Source organism: Rhizobium sp. WSM1328, from assembly GCF_057653715.1.
Genome location: NZ_JBYGKO010000003.1, coordinates 37990 through 64464, shown reverse-complemented (window position 1 = coordinate 64464; position 26475 = coordinate 37990). Strand labels below are relative to the sequence as shown.

Annotated in this window: 25 protein-coding genes; 13 read left to right on the top strand and 12 right to left on the bottom strand. The window is 59.9% G+C overall.

The annotated features are described in order from the left end of the window. Positions 1-5: 5 nt before the first annotated feature. From AC2444_RS27965 to AC2444_RS27955, 3 genes are read left to right on the top strand one after another with little or no spacing between them, the layout of a single operon-like run. Positions 6-1367 (top strand): aspartate aminotransferase family protein, encoded by a 1362-nt coding sequence (locus AC2444_RS27965; protein ID WP_113546798.1) that lies wholly within the window; start codon positions 6-8, stop codon positions 1365-1367. A gap of 1 nt (position 1368) precedes the next feature. After that, the gene (locus tag AC2444_RS27960; protein WP_128449637.1) at positions 1369-2652 is read left to right on the top strand and encodes an aspartate aminotransferase family protein; all 1284 of its coding nucleotides are present in this window, start codon (positions 1369-1371) and stop codon (positions 2650-2652) included. 8 nt (positions 2653-2660) lie between these two features. Further along, on the top strand, positions 2661-3668 hold the full coding sequence (locus AC2444_RS27955; protein ID WP_128449643.1) for a phosphotransferase enzyme family protein: 1008 nt from the start codon (positions 2661-2663) through the stop codon (positions 3666-3668). A 13-nt stretch (positions 3669-3681) separates the two neighbouring features. Here the strand turns inward: AC2444_RS27955 and hpaR are convergent, their stop codons facing one another. Beyond that, the gene (gene hpaR / locus AC2444_RS27950) at positions 3682-4155 is read right to left on the bottom strand and encodes a homoprotocatechuate degradation operon regulator HpaR (protein ID WP_113546796.1); all 474 of its coding nucleotides are present in this window, start codon (positions 4153-4155) and stop codon (positions 3682-3684) included. A 122-nt stretch (positions 4156-4277) separates the two neighbouring features. Between hpaR and AC2444_RS27945 the strand changes: the two genes are divergently transcribed. The 8 genes from AC2444_RS27945 (at position 4278) to hpaI (ending at position 12744) form a co-directional block, all read left to right on the top strand. Further along, a complete protein-coding gene (locus tag AC2444_RS27945; RefSeq protein ID WP_128449638.1) occupies positions 4278-4670 on the top strand; it encodes a 5-carboxymethyl-2-hydroxymuconate Delta-isomerase in 393 nt (130 codons plus the stop codon). A 43-nt stretch (positions 4671-4713) separates the two neighbouring features. Continuing rightward, positions 4714-6231, top strand: coding sequence for a 5-carboxymethyl-2-hydroxymuconate semialdehyde dehydrogenase (gene hpaE / locus AC2444_RS27940; protein ID WP_113546794.1), 1518 nt, complete (start codon positions 4714-4716; stop codon positions 6229-6231). Positions 6232-6269: 38 nt separating this feature from the next. Then, positions 6270-7250, top strand: a complete 981-nt coding sequence (gene hpaD / locus AC2444_RS27935; protein ID WP_113546793.1) for a 3,4-dihydroxyphenylacetate 2,3-dioxygenase — start codon at positions 6270-6272, stop codon at positions 7248-7250. An 81-nt stretch (positions 7251-7331) separates the two neighbouring features. Further along, positions 7332-8747: a pyridoxal phosphate-dependent decarboxylase family protein gene (locus AC2444_RS27930; RefSeq protein ID WP_113546792.1), complete on the top strand. Its 1416-nt coding sequence runs from the start codon at positions 7332-7334 to the stop codon at positions 8745-8747. A gap of 23 nt (positions 8748-8770) precedes the next feature. Then, positions 8771-10225: an NADP-dependent succinate-semialdehyde dehydrogenase gene (gabD, locus tag AC2444_RS27925; protein WP_128449639.1), complete on the top strand. Its 1455-nt coding sequence runs from the start codon at positions 8771-8773 to the stop codon at positions 10223-10225. A gap of 20 nt (positions 10226-10245) precedes the next feature. Continuing rightward, positions 10246-11115, top strand: a complete 870-nt coding sequence (locus AC2444_RS27920; protein ID WP_113546790.1) for a fumarylacetoacetate hydrolase family protein — start codon at positions 10246-10248, stop codon at positions 11113-11115. A gap of 1 nt (position 11116) precedes the next feature. Next, positions 11117-11920 (top strand): 2-oxo-hept-4-ene-1,7-dioate hydratase, encoded by an 804-nt coding sequence (hpaH, locus tag AC2444_RS27915; protein WP_128449640.1) that lies wholly within the window; start codon positions 11117-11119, stop codon positions 11918-11920. 11 nt (positions 11921-11931) lie between these two features. Next, a complete protein-coding gene (gene hpaI, locus AC2444_RS27910) occupies positions 11932-12744 on the top strand; it encodes a 4-hydroxy-2-oxoheptanedioate aldolase (protein WP_113546789.1) in 813 nt (270 codons plus the stop codon). A 237-nt stretch (positions 12745-12981) separates the two neighbouring features. On the opposite strand, the gene rpsU is transcribed toward hpaI, so the two are convergent. Beyond that, the gene (gene rpsU / locus AC2444_RS27905) at positions 12982-13221 is read right to left on the bottom strand and encodes a 30S ribosomal protein S21 (protein ID WP_113546788.1); all 240 of its coding nucleotides are present in this window, start codon (positions 13219-13221) and stop codon (positions 12982-12984) included. Between the two features lie 391 nt (positions 13222-13612). On the opposite strand from rpsU, the gene AC2444_RS27900 reads away from it, so the two are divergent. Next, positions 13613-14221 carry a J domain-containing protein gene (locus AC2444_RS27900; RefSeq protein ID WP_128449641.1) on the top strand — a complete coding sequence of 203 codons (609 nt, stop codon included), beginning with the start codon at positions 13613-13615 and terminating at the stop codon, positions 14219-14221. 75 nt (positions 14222-14296) lie between these two features. Here the strand turns inward: AC2444_RS27900 and AC2444_RS27895 are convergent, their stop codons facing one another. The 8 genes from AC2444_RS27895 to AC2444_RS27860 all read right to left on the bottom strand — a co-directional run bounded on the left by AC2444_RS27895 (position 14297) and on the right by AC2444_RS27860 (position 23887). After that, positions 14297-14515: a helix-turn-helix domain-containing protein gene (locus AC2444_RS27895; protein WP_128449644.1), complete on the bottom strand. Its 219-nt coding sequence runs from the start codon at positions 14513-14515 to the stop codon at positions 14297-14299. 140 nt (positions 14516-14655) lie between these two features. Further along, entirely contained in the window at positions 14656-15726 is a 1071-nt protein-coding gene (locus AC2444_RS27890) for a lipocalin-like domain-containing protein (RefSeq protein ID WP_128450390.1), read from the bottom strand. Continuing rightward, positions 15716-18118: an ABC transporter permease gene (locus AC2444_RS27885; protein WP_128450389.1), complete on the bottom strand. Its 2403-nt coding sequence runs from the start codon at positions 18116-18118 to the stop codon at positions 15716-15718. Before AC2444_RS27885 ends, AC2444_RS27890 begins: the two co-directional genes overlap by 11 nt. Next, on the bottom strand, positions 18115-18774 hold the full coding sequence (locus tag AC2444_RS27880; protein WP_026157679.1) for an ABC transporter ATP-binding protein: 660 nt from the start codon (positions 18772-18774) through the stop codon (positions 18115-18117). The genes AC2444_RS27885 and AC2444_RS27880 overlap by 4 nt, the downstream gene beginning before the upstream one ends. Positions 18775-18899: 125 nt before the next feature. Further along, a complete protein-coding gene (locus tag AC2444_RS27875) occupies positions 18900-21269 on the bottom strand; it encodes a hypothetical protein (RefSeq protein WP_128450388.1) in 2370 nt (789 codons plus the stop codon). Positions 21270-21281: 12 nt separating this feature from the next. Then, positions 21282-22052, bottom strand: coding sequence for an ABC transporter permease (locus AC2444_RS27870; RefSeq protein WP_128450387.1), 771 nt, complete (start codon positions 22050-22052; stop codon positions 21282-21284). A 10-nt stretch (positions 22053-22062) separates the two neighbouring features. Further along, positions 22063-23058 carry an ABC transporter substrate-binding protein gene (locus AC2444_RS27865; RefSeq protein ID WP_128450386.1) on the bottom strand — a complete coding sequence of 332 codons (996 nt, stop codon included), beginning with the start codon at positions 23056-23058 and terminating at the stop codon, positions 22063-22065. 13 nt (positions 23059-23071) lie between these two features. Then, positions 23072-23887 (bottom strand): ABC transporter ATP-binding protein, encoded by an 816-nt coding sequence (locus AC2444_RS27860; protein ID WP_128450385.1) that lies wholly within the window; start codon positions 23885-23887, stop codon positions 23072-23074. A gap of 156 nt (positions 23888-24043) precedes the next feature. Here AC2444_RS27860 and AC2444_RS27855 point away from each other — a divergent pair, with 156 nt between their 5' ends. Next, complete coding sequence (locus AC2444_RS27855; RefSeq protein WP_128450384.1) at positions 24044-24766, top strand: GntR family transcriptional regulator; 723 nt, start codon at positions 24044-24046, stop codon at positions 24764-24766. 93 nt (positions 24767-24859) lie between these two features. On the opposite strand, the gene AC2444_RS27850 is transcribed toward AC2444_RS27855, so the two are convergent. Further along, entirely contained in the window at positions 24860-25411 is a 552-nt protein-coding gene (locus AC2444_RS27850) for a hypothetical protein (RefSeq protein ID WP_128450383.1), read from the bottom strand. Positions 25412-25542: 131 nt separating this feature from the next. Beyond that, positions 25543-26205, bottom strand: coding sequence for a transcriptional regulator (locus tag AC2444_RS27845; protein ID WP_128450382.1), 663 nt, complete (start codon positions 26203-26205; stop codon positions 25543-25545). Between the last annotated feature and the right edge of the window lie 270 nt (positions 26206-26475).

Genomic DNA, 26475 nt, shown 5'->3' with positions numbered 1-26475 from the left:
GCGATATGCGCGAAACCAATTTTCTGACCGAAAACAACGCCCGTCATGTCTGGCACCCGATGGCGCACCCGGCCGACATGTTGGCCAATCCGCCGCGCATCATCAGGGCGGCTTCCGGTGTTGAAATCACTGATATCGACGGCAAGACGGTGCTCGATGGCGTCGGGGGGCTCTGGAACGTCAACCTCGGCTATTCCTGCGATCCGATCAAACAGGCCATCCGTGACCAGCTCGAGGAACTCCCTTATTATTCCGCCTTTCGCGGCACCACCAATCCGCCGCTGATCGAACTGTCTTACGAACTGGCTGAGTGGTTCAAGGAAGACGGCCTCAGCCGATCCTTCTTCACCTCGGGCGGCTCGGATTCCGTGGAGACCTGCCTGCGGCTTGCCCGCCAGTACCACAAGGTCAATGGCCAGGCGGAGCGCACTAAATTCGTGGCGCTGAAGAAAGGCTATCATGGGACCCATTTCGGCGGCGCGTCCGTCAACGGTAATGCCAACAACCGTCGCAACTACGAGCCGCTGCTCCCGGGCGTTTCGCACCTGGCGGCTCCCTATGGCTACCGCAATCCTTTCGGCACCGACGATCCGGCGGAAATCGCCGCGGCCATCGGTCGTCAGTTCGAAGACGAGATCGCCTTCCAGGGCGCCGACACCATCGCCGCCTTCATCATGGAGCCAGTTCTGGGTGCCGGCGGCATCATGGTGCCGCACGAAACCTTCATGCCGCTGATGCGTGCCATCTGCGACAAGAATGGCATTCTTCTGATCGCCGACGAGGTCATCACGGCCTTTGGCCGCACCGGCGCCTGGACGGGATCACGCCTGTGGGGCACCAGGCCCGACCTGATGTCGGCCGCCAAGGCGATTACCAACGGCTATTATCCCTTCGGTGCCGTCATGATTTCCGACAAGATCGCGGAAGCCTTCGAGGCAAACAAGAACACCGTCGGCACCATCGGCCATGGCTACACCTATTCCGGCCACCCTGTGGGTGCAGCGGCGGCGCTGGCGACGCTCAAGGAAACCAAGCGCCTCAACGTGGCCGCCAATGCAGGCGCGCGCGGCAACGAACTGCTGACCGGTCTGAACAGACTGAAGGAAAAACACGAACTGATCGGCGACGTGCGCGGCAAAGGGCTGATGTGCGCGCTGGAACTGGTGACGGACCGCGCGGCAAAGACCGGCGCGCCGAAGGATGTGGTCCAGCGCCTGCAAGACGCGGCCTACGACGCCGGCGTGATGGTGCGCACCTCCGGCTCCAACGTCATCATCTCGCCGCCGCTTATCATCACCACGGCCGATGTAGATCGGATCCTCGCCGCACTCGAGGCAGGCCTGACAGCTGCCGCGGGAGGCAAATGACATGGCGGAAAACGCAGCACTTCTCGCCCGCCGCGAGCGGCTTCTTGGCCGAAACATGTCCACCTTTTATGACGAACCGGTGCAACTGGTGCGTGGAGAAGGTGTCTGGCTGTGGGATGCCGACGGCCGGAAATATCTCGATTGCTACAACAATGTGCCGCACGTCGGCCACTGCCACCCACGCGTGGTCGACGCGATCACCCGGCAAGCGTCGACGCTGAACACCCACACGCGCTATCTCCATGAAGGCATCCTCGACTATGTCGAGCGGCTGACGGCAACATTCGACAAGAGCCTCGATACGGCGATCATGACCTGTACCGGCAGTGAAGCCAACGACATCGCGTTGCGTATGGCGCAGGCGGTTACGGGAAAGACCGGTGTTATCGCGACCAACCACACCTACCACGGCAATACCGCGGCCGTGTCGCAGCTCTCTACCCGCATGCCCCCGGTCGGCGGTTTCGGCGGCCATGTCCGCTACGTGCCGGCGCCCGACAGCTATCGGCCGATGGGTGGTATGCCCGGCGAAGCCTTTGCGGAGGCTTTCGCCGCTGAAGTGGAAAAAGCGATCGCCTCGCTGCAGAGTAGCCCGCACGGCTTTTCGGCGCTCATCATCTGCCCGTTCTTTGCCAATGAGGGATTTCCCGACCTGTCGCCGGGCTTTCTCGACAAGGCAATCACCGCCGTGCGCAAGGCGGGAGGGCTTGTCATATCCGACGAGGTGCAGCCGGGTTTCGGGCGCACTGGCGGCCATATGTGGGGCCACCAGCGCGCAGGCTTCGTGCCCGACGTGGTGACGCTCGGCAAGCCGATGGCCAACGGCCATCCGGTCGGCGGCGTCGTCGCCAATGCCGACACGCTGAACGCCTTCCGCAAGGCCTTTCGCTATTTCAATACCTTTGGCGGCAATCCGGTTTCCTGTGCTGCGGCCCTGGCGGTTCTCGACGTGATCGAAGATGAAGGACTGATGGAAAACGCCCGTGCCGTCGGCGCCTATGCGCAAGACGGCCTCAAACGCCTGTCCGAAAAACATGACGTCATCGGCAACGTGCGTGGCAGCGGCCTGTTCTTCGGGGCGGAGCTGGTTCTCGACCGTGAGAAAAAGACCCCGGCGCCGGACATCGCCACGAAGGTCATCAATGACATGCGGGCGCGCGGCGTCCTAATGGGCAAGATCGGGGTGCATCAATGCGCGACCAAGATCCGACCACCCATGCCATTTTCGAAGGAGAATGCCGATTTGATGCTTTCCACGCTCGACGACGTTTTGTCCGGATTGTGACGGTGGCCATGTCGGAACATGAATCCATCCCTTTCATGGAGGCGCTGAGTGCGCGCGCATGCGAAGCCCTTGGCAGCTGGGAGCTGGGCGCCCAGACACCCCAGCTCCTGAAATACCGGGAGAATGCGGTGTTCCGGGTGACGCTCAGGAACGGCGAGCCTGCAGCCCTGCGGCTGCACCGGCCCGGCTATCGCAACGAAATTGCTTTGGTTTCGGAACTCTGCTGGATGGCAGCCTTGCGCGAAGCGGGCCTGCGTGTTCCGGCACCAGTTTCCACGCCGGATGGACGCCAAATCGTTGCGCTTGCCGCAAATCCTGAGTTCGGTGACCAATACGCCGACATCGTCAGCTGGATGACCGGCAGCCCACTCGGCCAATCGGGCGTCCTTCTCGTGCATTCCAGTGAGCGCCTCGTCGTGATTTTCCGCTTGCTGGGCGAAGCCATGGCCCGGCTGCACACCGCCGCCGATGCCTGGAGACCACCGGCCGACTTCCACCGCCCGGCATGGGACGGCAATGGTTTGCTTGGCAGGCAGCCGCTTTGGGGGCGATTCTGGGATTGTGCGGGACTGTCGCCGAACCAGGCGATGCAATTATCGGATCTCAGGCTTTTGCTGCGGGAGAAAACCGATGCACTCCGCCATCTCGACTATGGTCTCATCCACGCCGATCTCGTTCGGGAAAACGTGTTCATAGACGGCGATCATGTCGAATTGATCGACTTTGACGATGCCGGCTACGGCTGGCGAATGTTCGACATCGCCACAGCCTTGTTCAAGAATCGCGACGAGCCGCACTACGAACGCATCAAAGCAGCGTTGATCGCGGGATACCGCGGCGTGCGGTCGCTGCCGGACAGCGCCATTGAAACCCTGCCACTCTTCATGGTTCTGCGCAGCATCACGTATATCGGCTGGATCGGTCAGCGAATTGACGCGCCGGATGCGGCAGAGCGGCTTCAGCGCTATGTAGCCGACGCACTGACGCTGGCAGATGGCCTCGGCGCCAGCAGATAGGAGCGAGGCCGTGCTATTTGTTCAGCGTCGCCAGTTCGTCGAGCATGTCGAGCAAGGTATCGATGCGCTCGCGGCCGAACCGCTGCTCAAGCGCGGTATAAATCATCCGGCTGTCGGGACTGACCTCGTTGATGATCTTCAGCCCTGCGGCGGTGATCTGCAACAATATCCGGCGGCCGTCTTCAGCATCCTTGCTCTTGGTGATGAAGCCGCGCTCCTCGAGAGAGCGAATGATCCGCGTCAAGCTCGGAGCAAGAATAAAGGCCCGTTCCGCCATCTCCGATGCATCCAGTGTTCCGGCTTCCGCCAGAATGCGAATGACGCGCCATTGCTGTTCCGTCACATCATGCAGCGCCAGCATGGGCCGGAAGTGCCCCATCACCGCTTCACGCGCCCGAAGCAACGCAATCGGCAGCGAGCGGCGCGTATCGCGGGGCAGCAGGGCATCCTGCATGATGCCGTTATCGTCAGGGGATTGTTTGGTCATAAGGGTTCTATGGATCAATTTCTTGAGCCGCGCAACGTGGCCGGCAGACACGATGCCCTTGACAGAGCCGACAAAATATTTAACATGTTAAATATACTGAGGTCGTGGCGCGGGGAGGAACGATGCCGCATTTCACCATGGATTATTCGGCTAATCTCGACGGAAAAGTGGACTTCGACGCGCTGTGCCGTGTGATCCACGCCGAGATTCTCGGCACGGGTCTGTTCGAGACCGGTGCCGTGCGGGTGCGCGCCATCCGGTGCGAAGCCTATGCGATTGCCGATCTGCTCGATGAAAACGCCTTCATCGATATGTCCTTTCGTATCGGCGAAGGTCGTAGCCAGGAGGACAAGCGAAGGACCGGCGAAGCGATCTTTGCCGCCGTCACGAAACACCTCCGCAAGCTGTTCGAGACGCCGCACTTCGCCCTCACCCTCGAAATCCGCGAAATCGACCCGGCGCTGAGCTGGAAGAAAAACGCCATCCACCCGCGCCTGCGCAAGACAAACGGTTAGCGCCGCAGTGATTGACCGCAAGCAGGACACATCGGAGAAAAGCATGTCGACACTGGAAGAAAACATCGCAAAGGCCGAAGCCTATTTGGCTCGCTTTCGCAAAGACGGCGTCCTGAACCATATCGCTGGCGAAGCAATCCCTGCAGCCGATGGCACCACGTTCGACATCATCTCTCCGGTCGATCTGAAGATCTTGGCAAAGGTGGCACACGGCAAGGCGGCGGATGTGGACCGGGCGGCACAAGCCGCAAAAGCTGCCTTTCCTGCCTGGGCCGCGATGTCGGGCGACGCGCGCAAGAAACTTCTTCATAAGATTGCCGACGCGATCGTAGCGCGTTCCGAAGAGATCGCGTTCGTCGAATGCATGGATACCGGTCAATCGCTCAAATTCATGGCGAAGGCAGCTCTTCGCGGAGCCGAGAACTTCCGCTTCTTCGCTGACCGCGCCGTGGAAGCCCGTGACGGCAAAACGCTGCGTGCCGATGGTCAAGTCAACTTCACCAGCCGTGCACCGATCGGACCAGTCGGCGTCATTACGCCATGGAATACACCCTTCATGCTGTCGACCTGGAAGATAGCACCAGCGCTCGCTGCCGGCTGCACCATCGTCCACAAGCCGGCGGAGTTTTCACCGCTGACGGCACGGCTGCTGGTCGAGATCGCCGAAGAGGCGGGCTTGCCGAAGGGTGTCTGGAATCTCGTCAACGGCCTCGGCGAGGACGCCGGCAAGGCACTGACCGAGCATCCCGCCATCAGAGCGATCGGCTTCGTCGGCGAAAGCCGCACCGGCTCGATGATCATGAAACAAGGCGCCGACACGCTGAAGCGGGTACATTTCGAACTCGGCGGCAAGAATCCCGTCATCGTTTTTGCCGATGCCGATCTTGAACGTGCCGCCGATGCTGCCGTCTTCATGATCTATTCGCTGAATGGCGAGCGCTGCACCTCGTCTTCCCGCTTGCTGGTGGAGGAAAACATCTACGACCGCTTCACGGCGATGGTCGCCGAGAAGGCCAAGCGCATCAAGGTCGGCCACCCCCTTGATCCAGAAACTGTGGTCGGTCCGCTGATCCACCCCGTCCATGAAAAGAAGGTGCTGGAATATATCACGATCGGCAAAGAGGACGGTGCCACGCTTGCCGCTGGCGGTGAGAAATTCGATGGGCCGGGTGGCGGATGTTACGTATCCCCCACCCTCTTCACCGGCGCCAACAACCAAATGCGTATCGCGCAGGAAGAAATCTTCGGACCGGTTCTGACCGCGATCTCCTTCAAGGACGAGGCCGATGCGCTGGCGCTTGCCAACGATGTGCAATACGGCCTCACCGGCTACCTCTGGACCTCGGACGTCACCCGCGCTTTCCGCTTCACCGATGCGCTGGACGCCGGAATGATCTGGGTGAACTCGGAAAATGTGCGCCACCTGCCGACCCCTTTCGGCGGCGTCAAGAATTCCGGCATCGGCCGTGACGGCGGCGATTGGTCCTTCGATTTCTACATGGAGACCAAGAACGTTGCTTTCGCCACCAAGGCGCATGCGATCCAGAAACTCGGCGGCTGAGTGCACCGGACACCCTATTGAATTTGGAGGAGAACCCCATGCCCCTGCCCACACCCAATCTTTATCCGGCTTTCAACATCGTGCGCCTCAGCCATGTCGAGCTTGCCGTGACCGACCTTGCGAAATCGCGCGCCTTCTACGTCGATACTCTCGGCTTGCAGGTGACCGACGAGACGGCAGACACGATCTATCTGCGTGCGCTCGAGGAACGCGGGCATCACTGCATCGTCCTGAAGAAAGAAGCCGCCGCCGAAGCGCGCGATCTCGGCTTCAAGGTGTTCTCCGACGAGGACCTCAATAAGGCGGAGCATTTCTTCAAGGGCAAGGGCCTGCCGGTCGAATGGGTCGAGCGGCCCTACCAGTCGCGCACGTTCCGCACGCGCGATCCGCACGGCATTCCGCTGGAATTTTATTCCAAGATGGATCGCCTGCCGCCGATCCACCAGAAATATGCCCTCTACAGAGGCGTGAAACCGCTCCGCATCGATCACTTCAACTGCTTCTCACCGAATGTCGACGAAAGCGTCGCCTTCTACAATGAGATCGGCTTCCGGGTGACGGAATACACCGCCGACGAGGAGACCGGCAAGCTCTGGGCTGCATGGACGCACCGCAAGGGTGGCGTCCACGACATTGCGTTTACCAATGGTCGCGGCCCGCGGTTGCATCACACCGCGTTCTGGGTTCCGACGCCGCTCAATATCATCGACCTGCTGGATTTGATGGCGACCACCGGTTGGCTGCCCAATATCGAGCGCGGACCGGGCCGGCACGGCATTTCCAATGCCTTCTTCCTCTACATCCGCGATCCCGATGGCCACCGCATCGAGATCTACTGCTCGGATTATCAGACGGTTGATCCCGACCTGGAACCGATCAAATGGGATCTCAAGGATCCGCAGCGCCAGACGCTATGGGGTGCTCCGGCGCCGAAATCCTGGTTCGAGGAAGGAAGCCTGTTTGCTGGCGCCCGTGTGGTAGATTCGATCCTCAAGGCCCAGCCGATCGTCGCGCCCTGACCGGCAGGCAGAATACTCATTTGTTCTGATCGCGGCCAAAGCCGCGCTCAGACGTGTAAATTGGTCCTAGCGGAGCGATCAATGAACGGGACAGATTTTGCCGAATGGTCGCGCAAGGCCGCGGACTGGGGCGTCGCCTACAGGGCATCTCTTCGTGACAGGCCTGTGCGTGCGCAGACCGCCCCCGGTGAGATCGCCGCGCGGTTGCCGATGCAGCCACCGCAAACCGGCGAAGACATGGACGCCATCTTCGCCGATTTCGAAAATATCATCCTGCCAGGGATGACGCATTGGCAACATCCGCGCTTTTTTGCTTATTTTCCTGCCAACGCGGCGCCCGTGTCGGTCGTTGCGGAATATCTTGTGACGGCAATGGCGGCGCAATGCATGCTCTGGCAAACCTCTCCGGCAGCGACCGAGCTCGAGACAAGAGTTCTCGATTGGCTGCGGCAGGCGATCGGACTGCCGGAGGGTTTTGCCGGCGTCATTCAGGACTCTGCCTCCTCTGCCACGCTTTCGGCGGTGCTCGTCATGCGCGAACGCGCCCTCGACTGGAATGGTAACAAGGCGGGCCTTAGCGGAAATCCGCAACTACGCATTTATTCTTCTGATCAGGTGCACACGTCCATAGACCGGGCGATCTGGGTATCCGGCATCGGCGAGAATAATCTCGTGCGTATTCCCGCTCGCGGCGCATTGCGGGGCATGGACTGCGACGCTTTGGAAGCGGCAATCGTAAAGGACACGGAGGCCGGGTATGTGCCGGCCGGCATCATCGCCTGCACGGGCGGCACCAGCACCGGTGCCTGCGACAACATTGCCGATGTGGTGCGGATCGCTCATCGACACGGCCTCTATGTCCATGTCGATGCGGCATGGGCAGGATCGGCGATGATCTGCGAAGAATTCCGCCATTTGTGGGCGGGTGTCGAAGAGGCAGATTCCGTGGTCTTCAACCCGCACAAATGGCTGGGCGCGCAGTTCGATTGTTCGGCCCATTTCATTCGAAATCCAGCCGACCTCGTGCGCACGCTTGCCATTCAGCCGGAATATCTGAAAACCCACGGTCGCGACGGCATCATCAACTATTCGGAATGGACGGTCCCGCTCGGCCGCCGCTTCCGGGCTCTGAAGTTATGGTTTTTACTGCGGTTTCACGGACTGGACGGCCTGAGAACAATGATCCGCAACCACGTGGGTTGGTCTGCAAAACTCTGCAAACGCCTACGTGCTGGCGACAATTTCGAGATCGTCACCGAGCCAGCCTTCTCACTGTTTTCATTTCGCCACCTTGGCGCAAAAGATCTCGACGCCCATAACCTTGCTTTGGTGAACGCGATCAATGACGACGGTCGCATCTATCTGACCCAAACCCGGGTGGACGGTCGGGTAGCGATCCGCTTTCAGGCGGGTCAGTTCGAGATGACGGAAAGTGACGTTGACACCGCCTTTGACGTCATTTCCGAAGTCGCGGCGAGAATGCCGAACGCTGGCTAGACTCAAAAGACAGGACCAACACAATGCTTCTGAAAGACCCTTCGCTATTCCGCCAAGCAGCGCTTGTCGGCGAGATGTGGATCGAGGCGGATCCGAAAAACGCGATCGAGGTGAACAACCCGGCGACCGGTGAGATCATCGGTCTCGTGCCAAAGCTTGGTGCCGCCGAGACCAGGACGGCCATCGAGGCCGCCCGCCTGGCGCAGAAGAGATGGGCTGCCCGCACCGCGAAGGACCGCTGCGCCGTCCTTCGCAAGTGGTTCGATCTGATGATCGAGAACAAGGAAGACCTCGGCCGCATCCTGACGCTCGAACAGGGCAAGCCGCTGGCCGAGGCGACTGGCGAGATCGTCTATGGCGCAAGCTTCATCGAATGGTTCGCCGAGGAGGGTCGTCGCATTTATGGCGACTTGATCCCCGGCCACCAGCCCGACAAGCGCATCATGGTGATGAAGCAGCCGATCGGCGTCGTCGCGGCGATCACGCCGTGGAACTTCCCGAACGCGATGATCACCCGCAAGGCGGGCCCGGCTTTCGCCGCCGGCTGCGCCCTGGTCTTGAAGCCGGCCTCTCAGACACCGTTTTCGGCGATCGCCATTGCGGTTCTCGCCGAACGCGCCGGCCTGCCAAAGGGCCTTTTCAGCGTCATCACCGGCTCGGCCGCGGCGATCGGCGCCGAAATGACCTCGAACCCGGTCGTGCGCAAGCTGACATTCACCGGCTCCACCGAAATCGGCACCGAGCTTTACAAGCAGAGCGCCCCGACCATCAAGAAACTCGGTCTGGAACTCGGCGGCAATGCGCCGTTTATTGTCTTTGACGATGCCGATCTCGATGCTGCGGTCGAAGGCGCGCTGATTGCCAAATACCGCAACAACGGCCAGACCTGTGTTTGCGCCAACCGCATTTACGTGCAGGACGGCGTCTATGACGCCTTCGCTGCGAAGCTGGTGGCGGCCGTCGGCCGGCTGAAAACCGGCAACGGCTTTGACGAAGGCGTCATCCTCGGACCGCTGATCGACAAGGCGGCCCTTGCCAAGGTCGAGGAGCATATCGCCGATGCCTTGGGCAAGGGTGCGCGTATCCTGCAGGGTGGCAAGCCACATGCGCTTGGCGGCACCTTCTTCGAAGCGACCATCCTGGGCGATGTCACCAAGGACATGGCGGTGGCGCGCGAAGAAACCTTCGGGCCGCTGGCGCCGCTGTTCCGCTTCAAGGACGAGGCCGACGTCATCGAGCAGGCGAACGATACCGAGTTCGGCCTTGCCTCCTACTTCTACGCCAAGGATCTGGCTCGGGTATTTCGCGTGGCCGAGGCACTGGAATACGGCATGGTCGGCGTCAACACCGGGCTGATCTCAACGGCAGAAGCGCCGTTTGGCGGCGTCAAACTGTCGGGTCTCGGCCGCGAGGGCTCGAAATACGGCATCGAGGAATTCACCGAAGTCAAATATGTCTGCCTCGGCGGCATCGGCTGAACTGAACAGGAAGAAAAGCGATGTCGCACCCGAAGTTTGTCAGCTTTACCCGCAACGGCCACAGTGGATACGGCCTTCTTGCGGGAGATGGAATTATTGACCTTTCCGCCCGCCATGGCACGAAGTGGCCAACGCTGCGCGAGGTGATAGCCGACGGCGTGCTGCTGAAGCTCGCTGAGGAAGCGGCGAGCTTGGAGCCCGATTTTCCCGTGTCGGACATCCGTTATGAAATCCCTGTTCCCGGCCCGGAGAAGATCATCTGCGTCGGCGTAAACTTCCCCGACCGCAACGAGGAATACAAGGATGGGCAGGCCGCGCCTTCCAATCCCTCCCTGTTCATCCGCTTCCCGCGCTCGTTTACCGGCCACGATCAGCCGCTGATCCGACCGCCGGAAAGCCCGGAGCTCGACTATGAAGGCGAAATCGTCATCGTCATCGGCAAGGGCGGCCGGCGCATTCCCGAGGCTGAAGCATTGTCCCACATCGCGGCGCTGTCGCTCTGCAATGAAGGCACAATCCGCGACTGGGTCCGCCATGCCAAGTTCAACGTCACCCAGGGTAAGAATTTCGACCGCACCGGCTCGATTGGCCCCTGGCTGATCCCGTTCACGCACGAGGCACAGATCGCCGACATCAGGCTCGAAACCCGCGTCAACGGCGAAGTCCGCCAGAGCGACCGCACCAGCCGGATGATCTTTTCCTTCCGCAAGATCATCAACTACATCTCGACCTTCACTACGCTGGTTCCCGGCGATGTGATCGTCACCGGCACGCCAACCGGCGCGGGTGCCCGCTTCGATCCGCCGATCTGGCTGAAGCCCGGCGATGTCGTCGAGGTCGAGGCCGATGGTATCGGCATCTTGCGCAACGCGATCGCTGACGAGGTGTGAGATGCTGACTTCAGATGAGATCAGGCAGGCGGCAGAGCGTCTCGACATCGCCGAGCGGACGCGCGAACAGACGGGGCTTCTGTCGCTCAAATATCCGCATATGACCATGGACGACGCCTATGCCGTGCAGTCGGCCTGGGGCACGAAGAAGATCGCTGCCGGGCGCAAAGTGATCGGGTGGAAAATCGGGCTGACCTCAAAGGCGATGCAATATGCCTTGAACATCGACACGCCGGATTCCGGCGTGCTGTTCGATGACATGCTGTTCGAGGACGGCGCGACGGTCCCTGCCGACCGCTTCATCCAGCCGCGGATCGAGGCTGAGATCGCCTTCATCATGAAGGCTCCGCTGAAAGGCCCCGGCGTCACCGTGTTCGACGTGCTGAACGCCACGGACTATATCACCCCAGCCCTGGAAATCCTCGATACGCGCATCCTCAGGGTCGATCCCGGAACAAAGAAGGCTCGCACCATCGTCGACACGATTTCCGACAATGCGGCCAATGCCGGTATCGTGCTCGGCGGGCGCATGGCGCGACCCGACACTGTCGACATGCGCTGGATGGGCGCAATTGTCAGTCGCAACGCCGAGGTCGAGGAAACCGGTCTTGGTGCCGGAGTGCTCAACCAGCCGGCGCGCGGCGTTGCCTGGCTTGCCAATCGGTTGGCTGAATATGGTGATGGCATCGAGGCGGGCCAGATCGTCCTTGCCGGCTCCTTCATTCGCCCGATCGAAGCACGCCACAACGATACGATCGTTGCCGATTTCGGATCCTACGGCACCGTCAGCAGCTATTTCGCATAGGAGGGATGCCCATGCCGGCGCCAAAAAACACCTTCAAAGGGGCCTTGATGGAGAAGCGTCCGCAGATCGGACTGTGGCTCGCGCTCGCCAATCCCTATACGGCTGAAATACTGGGTGATGCGGGCTATGATTGGCTGTTGATCGACGGCGAGCATGCGCCGAACGATATCCCTCTGATGATGGCGCAATTGCAGGCGCTCAAGGGTTCGCCGAGCCATCCGATCATACGGGCGCCGATCGGCGAGGCCTGGCTCTTAAAGCAGATCCTCGATATCGGCGCGCAAACCGTGTTGGTGCCAATGGTCGAGAGCGGCGATCAGGCGAAGGCGATGGTGCGCGCTGTGCGTTATCCGCCGCATGGTATGCGTGGGGTGGGCGCCGCCCTCGCCCGCGCCTCGGCGTTCAATCGCATGCCCGATTACCTGCAGACGGCCAATGAGGAGATTTGCCTGCTGCTGCAGATCGAAAGTCGCGCCGGACTGGCAGCACTCGATGACATCGCCACCACCGACGGCATCGACGGCGTTTTTATCGGACCAGCCGATCTTGCCGCCGACATGGGCCATCTCGGCAGGCCCGGCGATGTCGAGGTGCAGCAGGCGGTGGAAGCGGCGCTGATCCGTATCCAGGCGCACGGCAAGGCCGCGGGTATCCTGACCGCCGATCAGGCGCTGGCCAAGCGCTACCTGGAACTCGGCGCCAGTTTCGTCGCCATTGGAAACGATGTCAGCCTGCTGGCGAACGGCGCCTCGCGCCTGTTGTCCGATTTTCAAAAGGCAAATGCCGCCGGCACCGGAAGTTCGGACACGGCAAAGGTCTACTAAAGCGCCTCGCAACTTTCAGATTGGCTGACGGCGCTATCCTCTGGATCGGCCCCTGAAGCGCGGCGAGCTGTTCTGCAATCAGCCGCCGTGTCGGGTTGCACACCCCGCTTGATAAAAGGGCGCCAGGGGCGTCGATGCTTTCGATCAGTTTCAACTCGGTACGGCGAGTGGGAAAGGAATGTCTCGGACACAAGAAGTCCTATCCCGACGGACAGAACATCCGTCATTCGATCCCCTTTAGCGACCAGAAGCTCTTACTTTCTTGGGGGCCGAAATACCGCTTTCCCGCTCAAGCTTTTTGCGAGCGAGTTTACGGACACGCCTGATGCCCTCGGCCTTCTCACGAGCACGTTTTTCGGAGGGCTTTTCAAAACGCTCCCGAAGTCGGGCCTCCCGGAATACGCCCTCGCGCTGCAACTTCTTTTTCAAAAAACGGAGCGCTTGCTCAACGTTGTTGTCACGTACCAGAACCTGCATTCTAAAACTCCTAGGATCGCTAACGCGCCTCATTAGATCCACGCGCGTTGATGATCAAGCCTTGGAAGGCCGATTGCCTAAATTCTCTGTCGTCACTGTTTCATGGGCACGATCGCGAATGGGGCTAGAGGTATGCTCTGCCAGCCATTTAAGGGTCGCAGGTTTCGCAGCTAAAGGATGACTGAAAACCTCCCCAATTGGACTGAGTTGCCCGCGTGAAATCGAACGAGATGATTTACCAGTTTCCTATTTGCGCCCTGTTGATGATCACCACGATTGCTCGAAGGGCAGCCGCAGCATTGCCCAATTTGACCGGATTAGGAGATTATAGCCGGGCCGACCGACCGCGTGGCAGCTTGCCGGTTCGATGAAAACCGCCCTATAACGCGCGATGACGTTTGATTCGAAAATTTTCGTCGGCCTGAGGCCAACGGGCAAAAAATCAGCTCTTCCCACCGAGCCTTCCCAGTCGAAATGCCAGTGGGACGGTTGCGAAAGCGGCGGCACCAATCGTGCGCCCGTTGGGCGAGATGCGGAGGGTTTGTACCTGCTGTTCTGCCCGCAACATGCGAGAGAATACAATAAGGGATATAATTTCGCGAGCAATCTGTCCGATCCGGTGACCGCCCGCTATCAGAGTGAGGCAGCAAGCGGCGCCCGTAAGACGTGGGGTACCCGCGTTGATCATGCGACAGAGATGCCGCTTCCTTCGACCGTCCGCTCGGGCACGGCAAAAGCCCTTAATGCACGCAAGAGTGCTGCCCAACATCAAGCAACGAAAGCTGATCTCCAGCGACGTAAGCTCAAGGTATTGGAAGCGAAAGCCTTCGAAACGCTCGGCCTTTCGCAGGGCGCGGCGCCCGAGGAGATCAGGCGCCGCTATAAGCAGATGCTCAAGCTACATCATCCAGACGCCAACCGAGGAGATCGAAACTCGGAAGCTGAGCTCCAAGCGGCAATCGACGCCCATAAAATCCTCAAGTTGAACGGGTTCTGCTAAATCGGAGACACAGTCTCTGCGGGTCAACAGATAAGACGCTGCCGTGAAAAAGCTGTGTAGTGCGCGACGCACGTCTCAAATCTTGTCTAAAACCCCTAGAGCGGCCGCGGTCCTTCGTATCCTTGACGCGTCGAAATCCGTGTCGTTCTCCAGAGCTGTCACTTCGGCCACAGTCAGACCAGTGGTTTCTGCAACGTCATCCAGCGAATAGCCGCGAGCCGCGCGAGCTTCCGCAAGCAAGCCGCCGACGGACAGAGCAACAAGGGATTTCACAATCTTCGAGGCCATGTTCATGTCGTTAAAGCTCCTTTTGGCGGGCCGGAAAACGTACCAAACAGTTTCATAGTTCCAACGCCACCGCCCGGGTCCGGGCGATTTCCGCCGGTTCGCACCGTTCGACGTAGGAGCTGTTACCTACGTGTGAGACGTAGCAGCTAATAGCCGGTCATTTCAAGATATCCGACACCCGACGTGGAGCCTGTGAAGTTGATCGGCCCCTCCCAATAAGGCGTAGAGGTCGCCATCCAGGACTGCTCGTTCAGCGGTTTCGTCGTAATATCAAGTGACTTACTCGGCACGCGTATGCGCCACTCAACCGGCATCCGGCGCCCATCGACCGTTGCCTTCCGCGTCGGCTCCAGTTGGACGTCGTCTTTCGACAAAAGTGTCGTTCGTCCATCCGCCGATATCCAGTTCGCGGAGATAAACCCGTCCTTGTCATCACGAAGGCGAAAAGCCATCAGCTTGTCGCCGGAATTCAGATGCAGTGAGAACCAATCCCACCCCGTCTGATTGGACGCAAGCGGCTGCGACGACCACTCCCGATCCAGCCAGGCTTTGCCAGTGACCTTAACCGGCGCTCCGGATGTCATGATCGTTCCCGCCACCTCATAGAAAGGCTGCGAGTAATAGTAGCTCGCCTGCCCGTTCGCCGACTTCACGGAAAAGCCGTTTTCCCCCTGAAGAACGAGCGGGCCGTCGGCCTTGAGGTCTAAGGTGTAGCTGAAGTCCAGCCCGCCCGCAGAGACTGAAAGGTTGCCAAAGGCGTCCGAGCCGGTTCGCTCGCTACCCTCCAACCGCCAGTCGTCGATCCAAGCCCGAAATGGTCTTGCGGCAACGCCTGCCTGCCCGACGCCTCCCCGCCCCAAGCGCTCGGCGACGTACTGATGACCTTGGGTGGTGATCGCCGCGTGCCCAGCCCAGATCTGCGGATCCGCGAAACCTGCCTTGTCTCCCGGAGCCAGCGCAGAGCGAAACAGCGTCCACTGCGCTCCATATTGCCTGCCATCCTCGTCTTTGAGATTGGCGGTCACATACCACCACTCAATGCGATAATCAGGATGAGCGCCATGATCGGTGGGGAAAGAAAGAACAGAACCCCGCTCCGGGATCGCAAAACCTTGCGCATCCGATCCCAATCCGGCGAAGCCTTGCGCAAATGCCTGACCGCTCGCGCAGATCATAGCCGCCGCTATCAGGACAGATGCCGACTTTCTACCGTTCATTGGCGAAAATCCCCAGCAGGTCCGCAGGATTGATCGAGGCCAGACGCCGAACCGGCACCAGCACCGACAGCAATGCAGCAGCAAGAGCGATTGCTCCCAGCCAAAACCAGTCCATTGGAAACACCATCATTGGCAATCGCCAACCAAAAGCCTCCACGTTCACGATCGCAAGCAGGACCCACGCCAGGGTAAGACCAACCGGGATCGCAGCCATAAATGTCGCCAGCCAGAGTGCAAGTGTCCGGGCAACTTCGTAGAGCGCCAGATCCCGTCGCCGTACACCCATTGCCCATACTGGCGCGAGTTGCGGAAGCCGAATACCAGACAGCGTCAGGAGACTTGAGAACATGGCAAATCCTGCCACAGCAAGGGTGAGGACGTTCAACGCGCCGGTCACCTTGAACGTCTGATCGAAGATGGCTCTCGATTGCCGCTTAAGTGAGGCCTGGTCAACGATGGCGGTATCCGGAAGGCCAAACTCCTCGACCAGCCGACGCTTGAGATCTTGGGCTTGCTCGGGAGCAACTCGGACACCGTAGCGAAGTTTCGGGACATCGCGGTAATGATCGACGAGCGTTTTGACCCCGACTATCACTTGCCCATTCGGATTTCCATAGTCCGAGTACACGCCGACCACAGTTGCGCTCCAGCCTCCAGGCATGACCAACGGTTGGCCGATCTTGGCTTTGCCGCGACGCCACATCTGTTCGTTGATCAGAGCACCCTGCCCGGCGGCGATCCTTGCCCAAACGTCGTTTTCGGAAGCGATCAACGGCCACTGCTCCCGGTAGGTCGAATCGTCCGCAACGCCAAAGATCTGGGTCTGTTCGCCAAGCACCTCGGCGTCGACGCTCCAGATGGGCAAGACCGCCCTTGAGCGTGGTGGAAGCCAGACGCGGAGACGCGCAGCTTCCTCCTCATCCTTGGCAGTGACGTAAAGCTCGGCGGCCAGGCGTTGATCCAGCCATCCGATGAAAGTCAGCCGGAAGCTCGATACCATCGTGCCGACACCGATGTTTGCCGACAATGCCAGCAGCAGAGCCATCAAAGCCAGCGACAAGCCGGGAAGCTGTATGCGGGTGTCGGCCCAGAACCATTCCATGAGGACGGTTCGTGCCAAATGCTGCGCTTTGGTCAGGATGACCGCAAGAAGTCCAGGTAGCACCAGAGCTGTTCCAAGAAGCAGGCAGCCAAGTGTCGCAAAACCCGCCACCAGCCCGGACGCAGCTATCGCCAGGATAGCAGCCAAGATCAGCAGAACTCCGCCCGTTCCCGCTTGAAAGGCAAGCGATCTGGCCGACTCTCTTGCCCATGCTCGCGGCTGGGCGGCAGCTAAAATCGGCAGCTTCCATACCCGCCACAGGCTCTGGGCAGACGAGACAGCGGTTCCTCCGAGAGCAATCGCCAGTCCAGCCAACCACCACTCCGGCCGAATGGATAGCGAGCCTGACACATTGGCACCGTAGAGGCCCCTGAGGGTCGCGGCGACACCCGGCATCAGGAGCCATGCTATGACGTAGCCGAGCATGACGCCGATCAAGCCCGATATCAGCGCCAGCATCGAAAGCTCGATCAAGAGCACCGTGATCAATGCTCGAAGCGAGACACCAAGAGATCTAAGTGTACGAAAAGTGCCTCGACGCTGTTCGAAGGTCAGGCCCGTGGCCGAATACACGATGAAGAGCCCGACGATGAACGAAAGGAAGCCGAAAGCCGTAAGGTTGAGGTGGAAGCTGTCTGTGAGGCGAGCGACGTCTGGTTGTTCACCGGGTTCGCGGATCGTCAATCCCGCCTGATCGATTGCTTCCGCGGTGATCCTTTGATCGGCCGCGACCACCAGGCGGTCGATCTTCCCGTGCTTGTCGAGCAACCTGTCGGCGACCGATATGTCGACGAAGGCAGCACCGTCGGGAACTTTGCCATCGATTTTGACGCTCATGTCGGTACTGCCACGGAGCCGCTCGGCAGTCGCGCTCGACACAAGCAACTGTCCACTGGCTGAAAAGAAGCCGGATAGGTCTAGACTGCTGGCGACGGTCTGGTTCCGGGTGTCCCTTGGCATCGTCAGAGGTTCGATACCAACCAATCTTATTCTTGTGCTTCCGAAGCGGTAGTTGCCCTCGATCACGGGCGAAACATTCAGACCCGCTCGACGCAGGCTGCCATAGACCTCGCTCGCTATGCCGTCACCGTCCTTGGCGACGATCTCCCGGAGGTTGCCTTGCTCCAGAACCGAAGCCGCCCGCGCATAGCTCGCCCTCGCCTCGGCGTTGATAGCCTGAACGCCGGACCAGAGAGCCGTCGCCAGCGCAATCCCCATGACCAGCGTCAGAAGCTGGAGAGGTCTCCGACGCCAGTGTGACAGCAGGGCTGCGAATGCGACGAAGTTCATTCTGCAATCTTCCCACCGCGAAGGACCACTGTTCGGTCCAGACGCGCTGCAAGCCTCGTGGAGTGGGTGACGAGAAGCAGAGCCGATCCCACCGTCCGGGCCAGGTTGAGCATCAGATCGAGGACGGCATCGCCTGTTTGCTCATCCAGGTTGCCCGTTGGCTCGTCCGCAAGGACGAGAGGAGGTCGAGCAGCCAAGGTTCGCCCGATTGCAACGCGCTGCTGTTGGCCTCCGGAAAGTTGCTCGGGATATCGGGCGGTGTATTCTTCCAACCCCAATTCCTCGATCAACTGCCTTTCCCAAGCGTGATCGTACCGGTTTGCAAGCTTGGCGTGGAACGAGATGTTGGCTGCGACGCTCAGTGATGGGATGAGGTTAAACTGTTGAAAAACGAGGCCGACCTTCGTTCTCCTGTATCGGGCCCGTTCGCTTTCAGCAAATAGCCCCAGATCGCTGCCATCCATCACGACCGAGCCGCTGTCTGCACGGTCGAGCCCGCCTGCCAGATGCAGCAATGTGCTTTTGCCACTGCCAGACTCTCCGGTTAGAGCAACACTTTCGCCCGCAGCGACTTCCAGATCGACGCCCTTCAGGATTTCAATCGGGCTCTCCGCAGTGGAATAGGATTTTCTAACGCCTGCGAGGGTGAGGATCATCTCGGTCTTCTCGAACACGGAGTTTGCAGAATGCAAAACCTCCGGTGACCTAAGAACTTTCGAGATGGATCGCAAGATCCGTGCGGCAGCACAAAAACAGCGGCCCGCATCAGCTTACGCTCAGTTCAAGCTGTCATGAACAGCGCTGACGTCCAAATGCGGGATTGATCCCTCTGTCTCGCCGTCAGGAAAAGCGGGTGTTCGCGGCCGTGGCTCAATCCAAGTCCTGGAAGCGGTATCTCGCCTGAGAGATCGCGTGGAAGAGGGCGATCGGTGACGCGCTCCAACAGAAGTCGAAGCTCGACACCCTGAAGATCGACCGAGATCGAGCCCTTTGCGATCAGCTCGCTTCCGCATGCCTCTAAAAACACCTCGGGAGCATGGACATGTGGCGGCGGCTGGAGCGGATCCCCGATCTTGCTGTAGCCATGGAGCTTCGCGGCTACGACGATGCGCGCGTCGCGCAGGTCGGAAAGCTTAAGTTCGATTCCGTCGACGTCGCCATGTGTTGCCGTCCTGAAGCCGAGGGTGCCGAGCCCAGTGCGCCAAACGCTTTGTTCGGGATGATCGAAACCGATGCCGCGCACATCCAGAAGCGCTGCACCGGTGACAGCCACTTCGCCGCTCCAATAGGCCGCGCGATAGCGATCCTTTATCCGCGCGCCGCCGAAACGGATCCGCACACTGCGCTCACTGAGGCCCGCTTCGGCATGCAGATCACGTCGCCACACCATGCGGTCGCCGTCGAAAAGCTGAACTTCCTCCCAGCCGGCGTGGCCGAGCAGGCGGTAAGAGAGCGGCTGATTGAGCTCGGCGTCAAACACCTCGCCCATGAAATGTTTGCCTTGGGACAGAACCGCAAAACTCCGTTCACCAGTCGTGGCAAAAGTGCGCCTCGCCCGAAGTGCAGCGCCAACGCCAGCACGGTCGAAACCGTCGGCGATGACGCCGGTGAGCCCCCCACGTGCACCGAAGGTTCCGGTGGCCGGCGCACCACCGCCGCATCGGCCCTGATGTTCGTCGCTAGCGGCGGAAGCGCCAACTCTGTGTCCGCGAGCTAGAGCTTCGACGTAGAGCCAATGAAATTGTCCCCAGGCGGAGCCAATCTCGATGAGGCGTTCCAGCTCCGGATGGTTCCAGTCGAGAATGCAGCGCCGGCCACCCACATGTGGGATTAGCAAATGGCCTTCCGGATCATCCGCATAGGCTCCATAGAGCCGGTCAACCGGCCATATCCCAGGACGGATCGCTCCCGCCGTCGTCTCATTCCATTCGAAAGAGCGCAGGGAGCGTCCCTGCTCGTCGAACGGAAACCTGGGCTTGCCGTCGCGCAGGAAGACGACGTTTCGGTCGCCACCGGCAGCGGAGTTGCCGCACCATTCGGTGCCTGGATAGCAGACGAAGCGACCGGGCTCGTTGAGTTCGTGGATGGTCTTGACGGCTGCGTCCCAGTTCGTCTCGGTGATGTTGAAATCGTTGACGGTGTAGCCCACCACGTCAAGTCCGGCGATGTCGCGCCCGTAGGTGAGATTGTAGGTGGCATCATTGGTGCCAACGGTGTCGTCGGAATGGACGTGAAGATCGGCATAGAGAGGGCGCAAGGCACCCTCTTCGCTCTGTACATAGGCGATGCCCGGTGCGACGCCGGGTTCGTCATTCAGCCATGCTTCCAATTTCCACTCGCCGGCAGCAGCGAAGGAAAGGCCGGAAATCCGCGCAAATGTCCAGCCTTCCGCGGCGAATGCCACTAGCTCCGTTCGTTGCCCGCCATCCGGGGCAGTAATGACGAGCGCACCATGCAGGTCTCGACCCTGGCAAGTGTTTCCCCATATATCGTCGACGCGCACGATAGCGTCGAAGAATTGACCGCTGGCAACCAGCCGCGGCGCGATGACCTGAAGGGCATGCGGCTGCCCGGCCGCGATCTCCAATTTGCAGTCGCCTGGCACCTCCGCAAATTTTGAGCTGCCCAGCGGGTCGACGAACAGCCGGAAACGGAACACCTTCTCCACGAAAGTCTGCACACGTGTGCCGGCGCCGCCCTGCCGCCGATCGCCCAGACGGATGACGATCCTGTCGCCGGGGTTGAGATAGCCGTCGACGACGTCGATGATGACCGCCTTCTGGAAGGGACGTTCGTGTCCCTTCTGATCGAAACGCACCTTCAGTGCTTGAACGGTACCTGGGCTTTGCCCCGCAACCAGAGGACCGGCGTGGTATTCGGCGGAAATATAGTTGGCGCCCGTCGGCTCCGTTGTCTGGAACAGCGCCCAATCGGAATAGAACTTGAAGGCAAGCTTCAGCCACGCACCGTCTGCGAGGCCGACAGCTCCGACCTCATAAACGAGCTCCAATTCGGTCCACTCACCCGCCGTCAGCGTCTGCCTCTGACAGCTTAGACGGCCGAGGAAGGGCAGAGTATCGAAATGATCGGCAAGGCCCATCGGAGAATGGGCGCTGGCTTGAATCGTCTTTTCTGGCAAAATCTCTGTCATGGGGAACGTCCGTTATTGTCCGCGCCAGCCTTCGTAGCGGCGCTCTATCCGTCGAAATACGAGGCTCTCCATCAGCCACGCGGTAAGTCCTATCAGCGCGATGCCGAGAAGCACCTGCGCCGAATTGCCAACCTGCCCGCCCATGGCGACCATCCAGCCGATGCCTTGAGATGCGCCGATCATCTCGGCTGCAACAAGCGCGCGCCACGCCTGGGCAAAACCGATGCGCAATGCGGCAGTGAGGAACGGGAGAGAGGCGGGAAGATATACATGGGCCAGCAGTTGCAGCCTTTTGGCACCCAGCATGCGCGCTGCACGCACCTCGCCGCTGCGGGTGGAAAGCACGCCTTCCTGAATCGTCTGGGCCATCGGAAAGGCCGATGCGATGAATATGACGACGGCAATGGAGAGATATCCGAGGCCGAAGAAGATCAGCGACAACGGCGCCCAGGCGATCGGAGGGATGGCCATGAAGAGACCGAGCAGCGGCTGGACGAATTCGCGAAACGGCCGCCAAAGTCCGGCAGACACGCCGATGAGCACAGCGGCCACGACGGCCGCGCCGAAGCCGCCGAATTCGCGCAACAAGCTCGCCATGACCTGGCGACCCAACTCGCCCGACCGGATCCAGCGAACCCCCTCGGCCGCCACGTCCCACGGCTGCGGCAGCACATAGGAGGGAACGCGGCTTGCCGCGATGCACCACACGACAAGGAGGAACGGAAGCGCTGCCCAGCGCCAGGACGGTTGCGGAAAACGCAGCCGCGCTGCCAACTTCTTCATCGATCGGATCTCATCGTTGAGCGGCCGCTTTTGCGGCGAAGCTGTCGTCAATGATGTCGTCGACATTCAAGCGCTTTTCGAGAAAGCCGAGGGCGACGGAGTAGTCGATGAGCCGCTGGATGAAGGCACGGTCGGAGGGCTCGATTTCCGCCGACCACCCAAGGCGCTTCCTCGCCTCGGTGACGATCGCTTCCGGCGGAACGATACGTCCGTCCGCGGCCGTCAGGGATTCCAGCTTAAAGCTTTGGGCGATGATCCTGTCGGCCTCTTCGGGATGCTCCCGCAAAAACGCAATGGCCTTCGAATTCGCTCGCAACAGTTTCACGAGATCGTCCGGGCGTTCCTTCAGCGTCTTGGCAGGCGCTGCTATGACGTACCAGGGATAGCCGGGCAAAGCTCCGTTCACGTCGAAGACGACGCGACCTGTACCGCGGAGCACCGATTGGCTGATGAAGGGCTCCCACAAAAAGGCTGCATCGACGACGCCGGTGTCGAGGGCAGCGTTCATGTTGCCCACGGGCATTTGCGACAGCGCAAGATCTGCGTCCGGGCTGAGGCCGGCGGCCTCTTTGAGAACGTAGCCACGCAGCAGCACGTCCATGCCGCTGCCCCTGTTGACGGCGGCAAGCCTCTTGCCCTTGAGGTCGGAAAGGGCCTGGATCGGGCCGTCAGTCTTCGCGATCACCGCTGCCTGACCATAGTTGACCTTGGCGATGATTTTCGCCTCGAGACCGCGCGCCGCCCATTGATAGACCGGGGGCGCACCGATATAGGCCGCATCGATTTCGCCTCCAGCCACCGCCTGCTGGATGACGGGACCATCGCCGAAACCCTTGAGCTCGACGTTCAACCCCTCGTCGCGAAAATAACCTTTCTCCTCGGCGATCAGGGCAGGTGCATTCGCCATAGCCTGGACCCAGCCAATGCGAAGCGGCCGCGGGTCCTCGGCATGGGCAGGCAAAACGGCTGCAAGGGCGAGAAGAACTGCAGGTAGAATGTGTTTCATCGGATGCTCCCCTTCAGGTAACGGGTAGATTGCTGGTCATGACTTTGGCGATTTCCTCCGAGAGCTGTTCGCGCAGTTGAGCGAATAAAGGATTGGCTCTCGTGCCACGCTGATCGCGAGGACGCGGCAAATCGATTGCCACTTCGGCGGTGATGCCTGTCGGCGGTAGCCCAAGGACGAGAACCCTGTCGGCAAGATAGATCGCTTCGTCGATGTCATGGGTGATGAACAGTACGGTCTTCCCCAAGCCCGACCAGATGCGCAGCAATTCGTCATTGAGGGATGCACGCGTCAGGGCGTCGAGCGCTGCGAATGGTTCGTCCATGAGCAGGAGGCGCGGCTCGAGCGCCAGTGAGCGCGCCAGCGCAACCCGCTGACGCTGGCCGCCCGACAATCGGTGAGGTGGCTCATGTGCCTGCTCTTCCAGACCGACAAGTCGAAGAAAATTCAGCGCGACGTCTCTCTGCTCCTGCGCAGATCCACGGCAATTCATGCGCAGGCCGAAGCGAACATTTTCCAGGGCAGTCAACCAAGGGAAGAGGTTTGGCGACTGAAATACATATCCGAGGACCGGATGCTCAGGGACAACAGGCACACCGTCGATGGTGATATGCCCCGATTGCGGGCGCAGGAAGCCGGAGAGAAGATTAAGGAGCGTCGACTTGCCGCAACCGGACGGACCCAGGATCGCCACGAATTCTCCCGGCCGAGCCTTCAGTGAAAACCGTTCGAATACGGCGCGTCGGCTTTCGGGATAGGCGAAAGCCATGCGGTCCACCGAGAAGGCGGCGCCGGATGAAACCTGCCTTGGGATAACTGGAGATGCCATGTTGCGTTAGGACGATCCTGGATTGGAGTTGTCCCAATTTCTAATACATTATAATACAGGTCATCAACGTGAAGAGTTCCCCTTGTGTGGCAGCAAAAGGGAACGCTATTCCAAAGCTTCGCTGCTTCGTGGTGTTTTCGACCCTATGGAAAATAGATGAGTCTCATCCGCAATAACCCGGTGCCTATGTATCTGCAGATCGCCGATCGGCTTCGTGCCGAGATCACCGAAGGCGCCTACGAGCCGTCCGGACGGCTCCCGTCGGAATCGCAAATTATGGAACGCTTCACAGTCAGTCGCGTCACCGTGCGGCTGGCGCTCCAACAACTCGATAGGGATGGGCTGATCGAACGCCGGAAAGGCAAAGGCACTTTCGTGGCCGGCAAGCAGGTGCGCCATCAAATTGATACACTGCGTAGCTTTCATGAATCGCTGAAAGTCCAAGGCTTCGATGCTACGATGCGGATCGTCGAGTTGACCGCAATTGAAACACCATCTGCTTTCATCCCGCTGTTCGGAACGACATGCGCACTTCTGGAACGGCTTCATGTGGTGAATGACGAGCCGATTGCATTGGGCCGAAGCTTCTTGCCGGCGTTCATGTCAGAGCTGGAGCGAGAGATCGCCGAACGGCAACCAACTTATGCACTACTGAAAGACAAAGCCGGCGCCGACATTGTCTCCGCTGAGATTGCGATCGGGGCGCGTGCTGTCTCGCCTCGGATAACATCGCTGATTGGAGCCGCTGAAAATGCGGTCCTGCTTGTGCTGGAACGGAGTTCCTATTTCGAAACCGGCGCTTGCGCCGAAAAGTCTGAATTTTTTATTCGACCAGAGCGGTACCAGTTTGTCCTCGGCAGTCGAACGCCCGACCGCTGAGAGTTCGAGTCTTTGCTCTTGATGGGAAACCCAGCTCATACCCGTTCCTAGCCAGGCAATATGGCCGCGATGGGTACGAAGGAAATGACAATTTCACCGCTCGAACCGATCCAGCATCCTCTTCAGTTGTGCGTTTTGCAGCCTAAGCTTCGTCGCCAGCTGATCCCGGAGCAGCCTGATTTCTCCATCCAGACTGACTGCGTCGTCAGAAACAGCGGTAGCGCCTGGAGAAGGTGGAAGAACGACAGCAATCGTTTTCGCTTTGTTGCTCCGCCTGCTGCGCTTTCGCGTTGGAACTTCGCCTACTGGCAATGCCTTTGGTGAGGGGTGCCTGGCTGCGTCGGCCTCATTGGATAAGGCCGGATCAACCGCATTCTCCAGCATGGCGCTTTCGACATCTGCCGTGTCATCAACACTGCTTACCGCTTCTTCGGCATGATGCGACACCGCCTTGTGTTGTTCGTGAGTGACCGGCTTTTCGCTGGCCGCGCGGTCTGCGGCTTTCGACCGGTTGTCGGTTGCCGTTTCAGTCGGCTCGGCGACGGCTGATACGTCCGGCTTCACATCATCGGTCGAGCCGTGTTCTTGCTTCTGCGGGCGTCGCCGTGACACCAGCCCAGCAAGAAGTTTCCATGGAGACGCCATTTTATTCGACCTCGAATTCTACTGCGTATGCAAACTGCGAGCAAAAACGTTGGCGGCAGAACGAACCGCCGCCAATATCTAAACTTCAATAAGCATGAGAATGCGGCCAGCGCTTGACCGTCTGCTGCCGATCAACCGAGGTTGAGTCGCTTTCGCAGATCGGCATTTTCAGCGCGGAGCTTCTCCGCCAGCAGCTTGCGCAGTCTCTGGTTTTCCTCTTCGAGCTGCAGAAGATCCGCGATCTCATCAACTGCCGCCACCGACGGTGCAGCCGCTATCGACACAGCCTTCGGAGCACGTTTGACAGGTACACGCTTGGCACTCGTCGTCCCTTCGTCAGGCTTTGCTTTGCGTCCTCTCGTCTGCTTTCCAGCTTTGGCACCCGAAGCCGCTGCCGGTTGCAAAGAAACGGCGGCTGAGGCGGTTTCAGCCACCACCTTCTTGGCGCGAGGTTTGCGCACCTTCTTCGGTACATCGAGCGCCGCGGCGGCCGGCGTGTTAGCATTGGTTGTCGTATCTTTTTCGTCGGCCATTATGGTCTCCTGTAAAGCCGATGCATTTGTCTCTTGCTCGATCGGCAGTGTCAATAATGGCCCGGCCTGTTCTTCTTCGGATACAAGCATTGCGGTGCTTCGTGCCTGAGGAGACAATGACATAAATGGCATTGCCTCGTCCTGCATATCTTGCGCAACGGACTTGAGATCCGTGTCTGCCCAGATCGAGCTCGGTTTGGAGTTGAGTTTTCGCCGACCTGATTTGTACTCGACGGCAAAGCTGCGCTGCACTTTTTTCACTTTAAAAGAGCCTTGGGTATCTGCGGTGATGTTTCAGCGACGTTTTCAGCATCGCAACATGGCGTGCGAATAACGACTATTGCGCCGTTGGTCCATACCCTGGCGACACCAGAGCCACGGGAGCTGAGACGACAACAGGCTCCAGTGGGCTCATATGGAGCGAACGTTGCCGCTTCCAAACGCCCTCCCTGGGCTGATACTGATTCCGAGAGAGGACACACTTCCAACATGCCACAGCTCACCGATGTCCCATAACGGCTATAACATCGC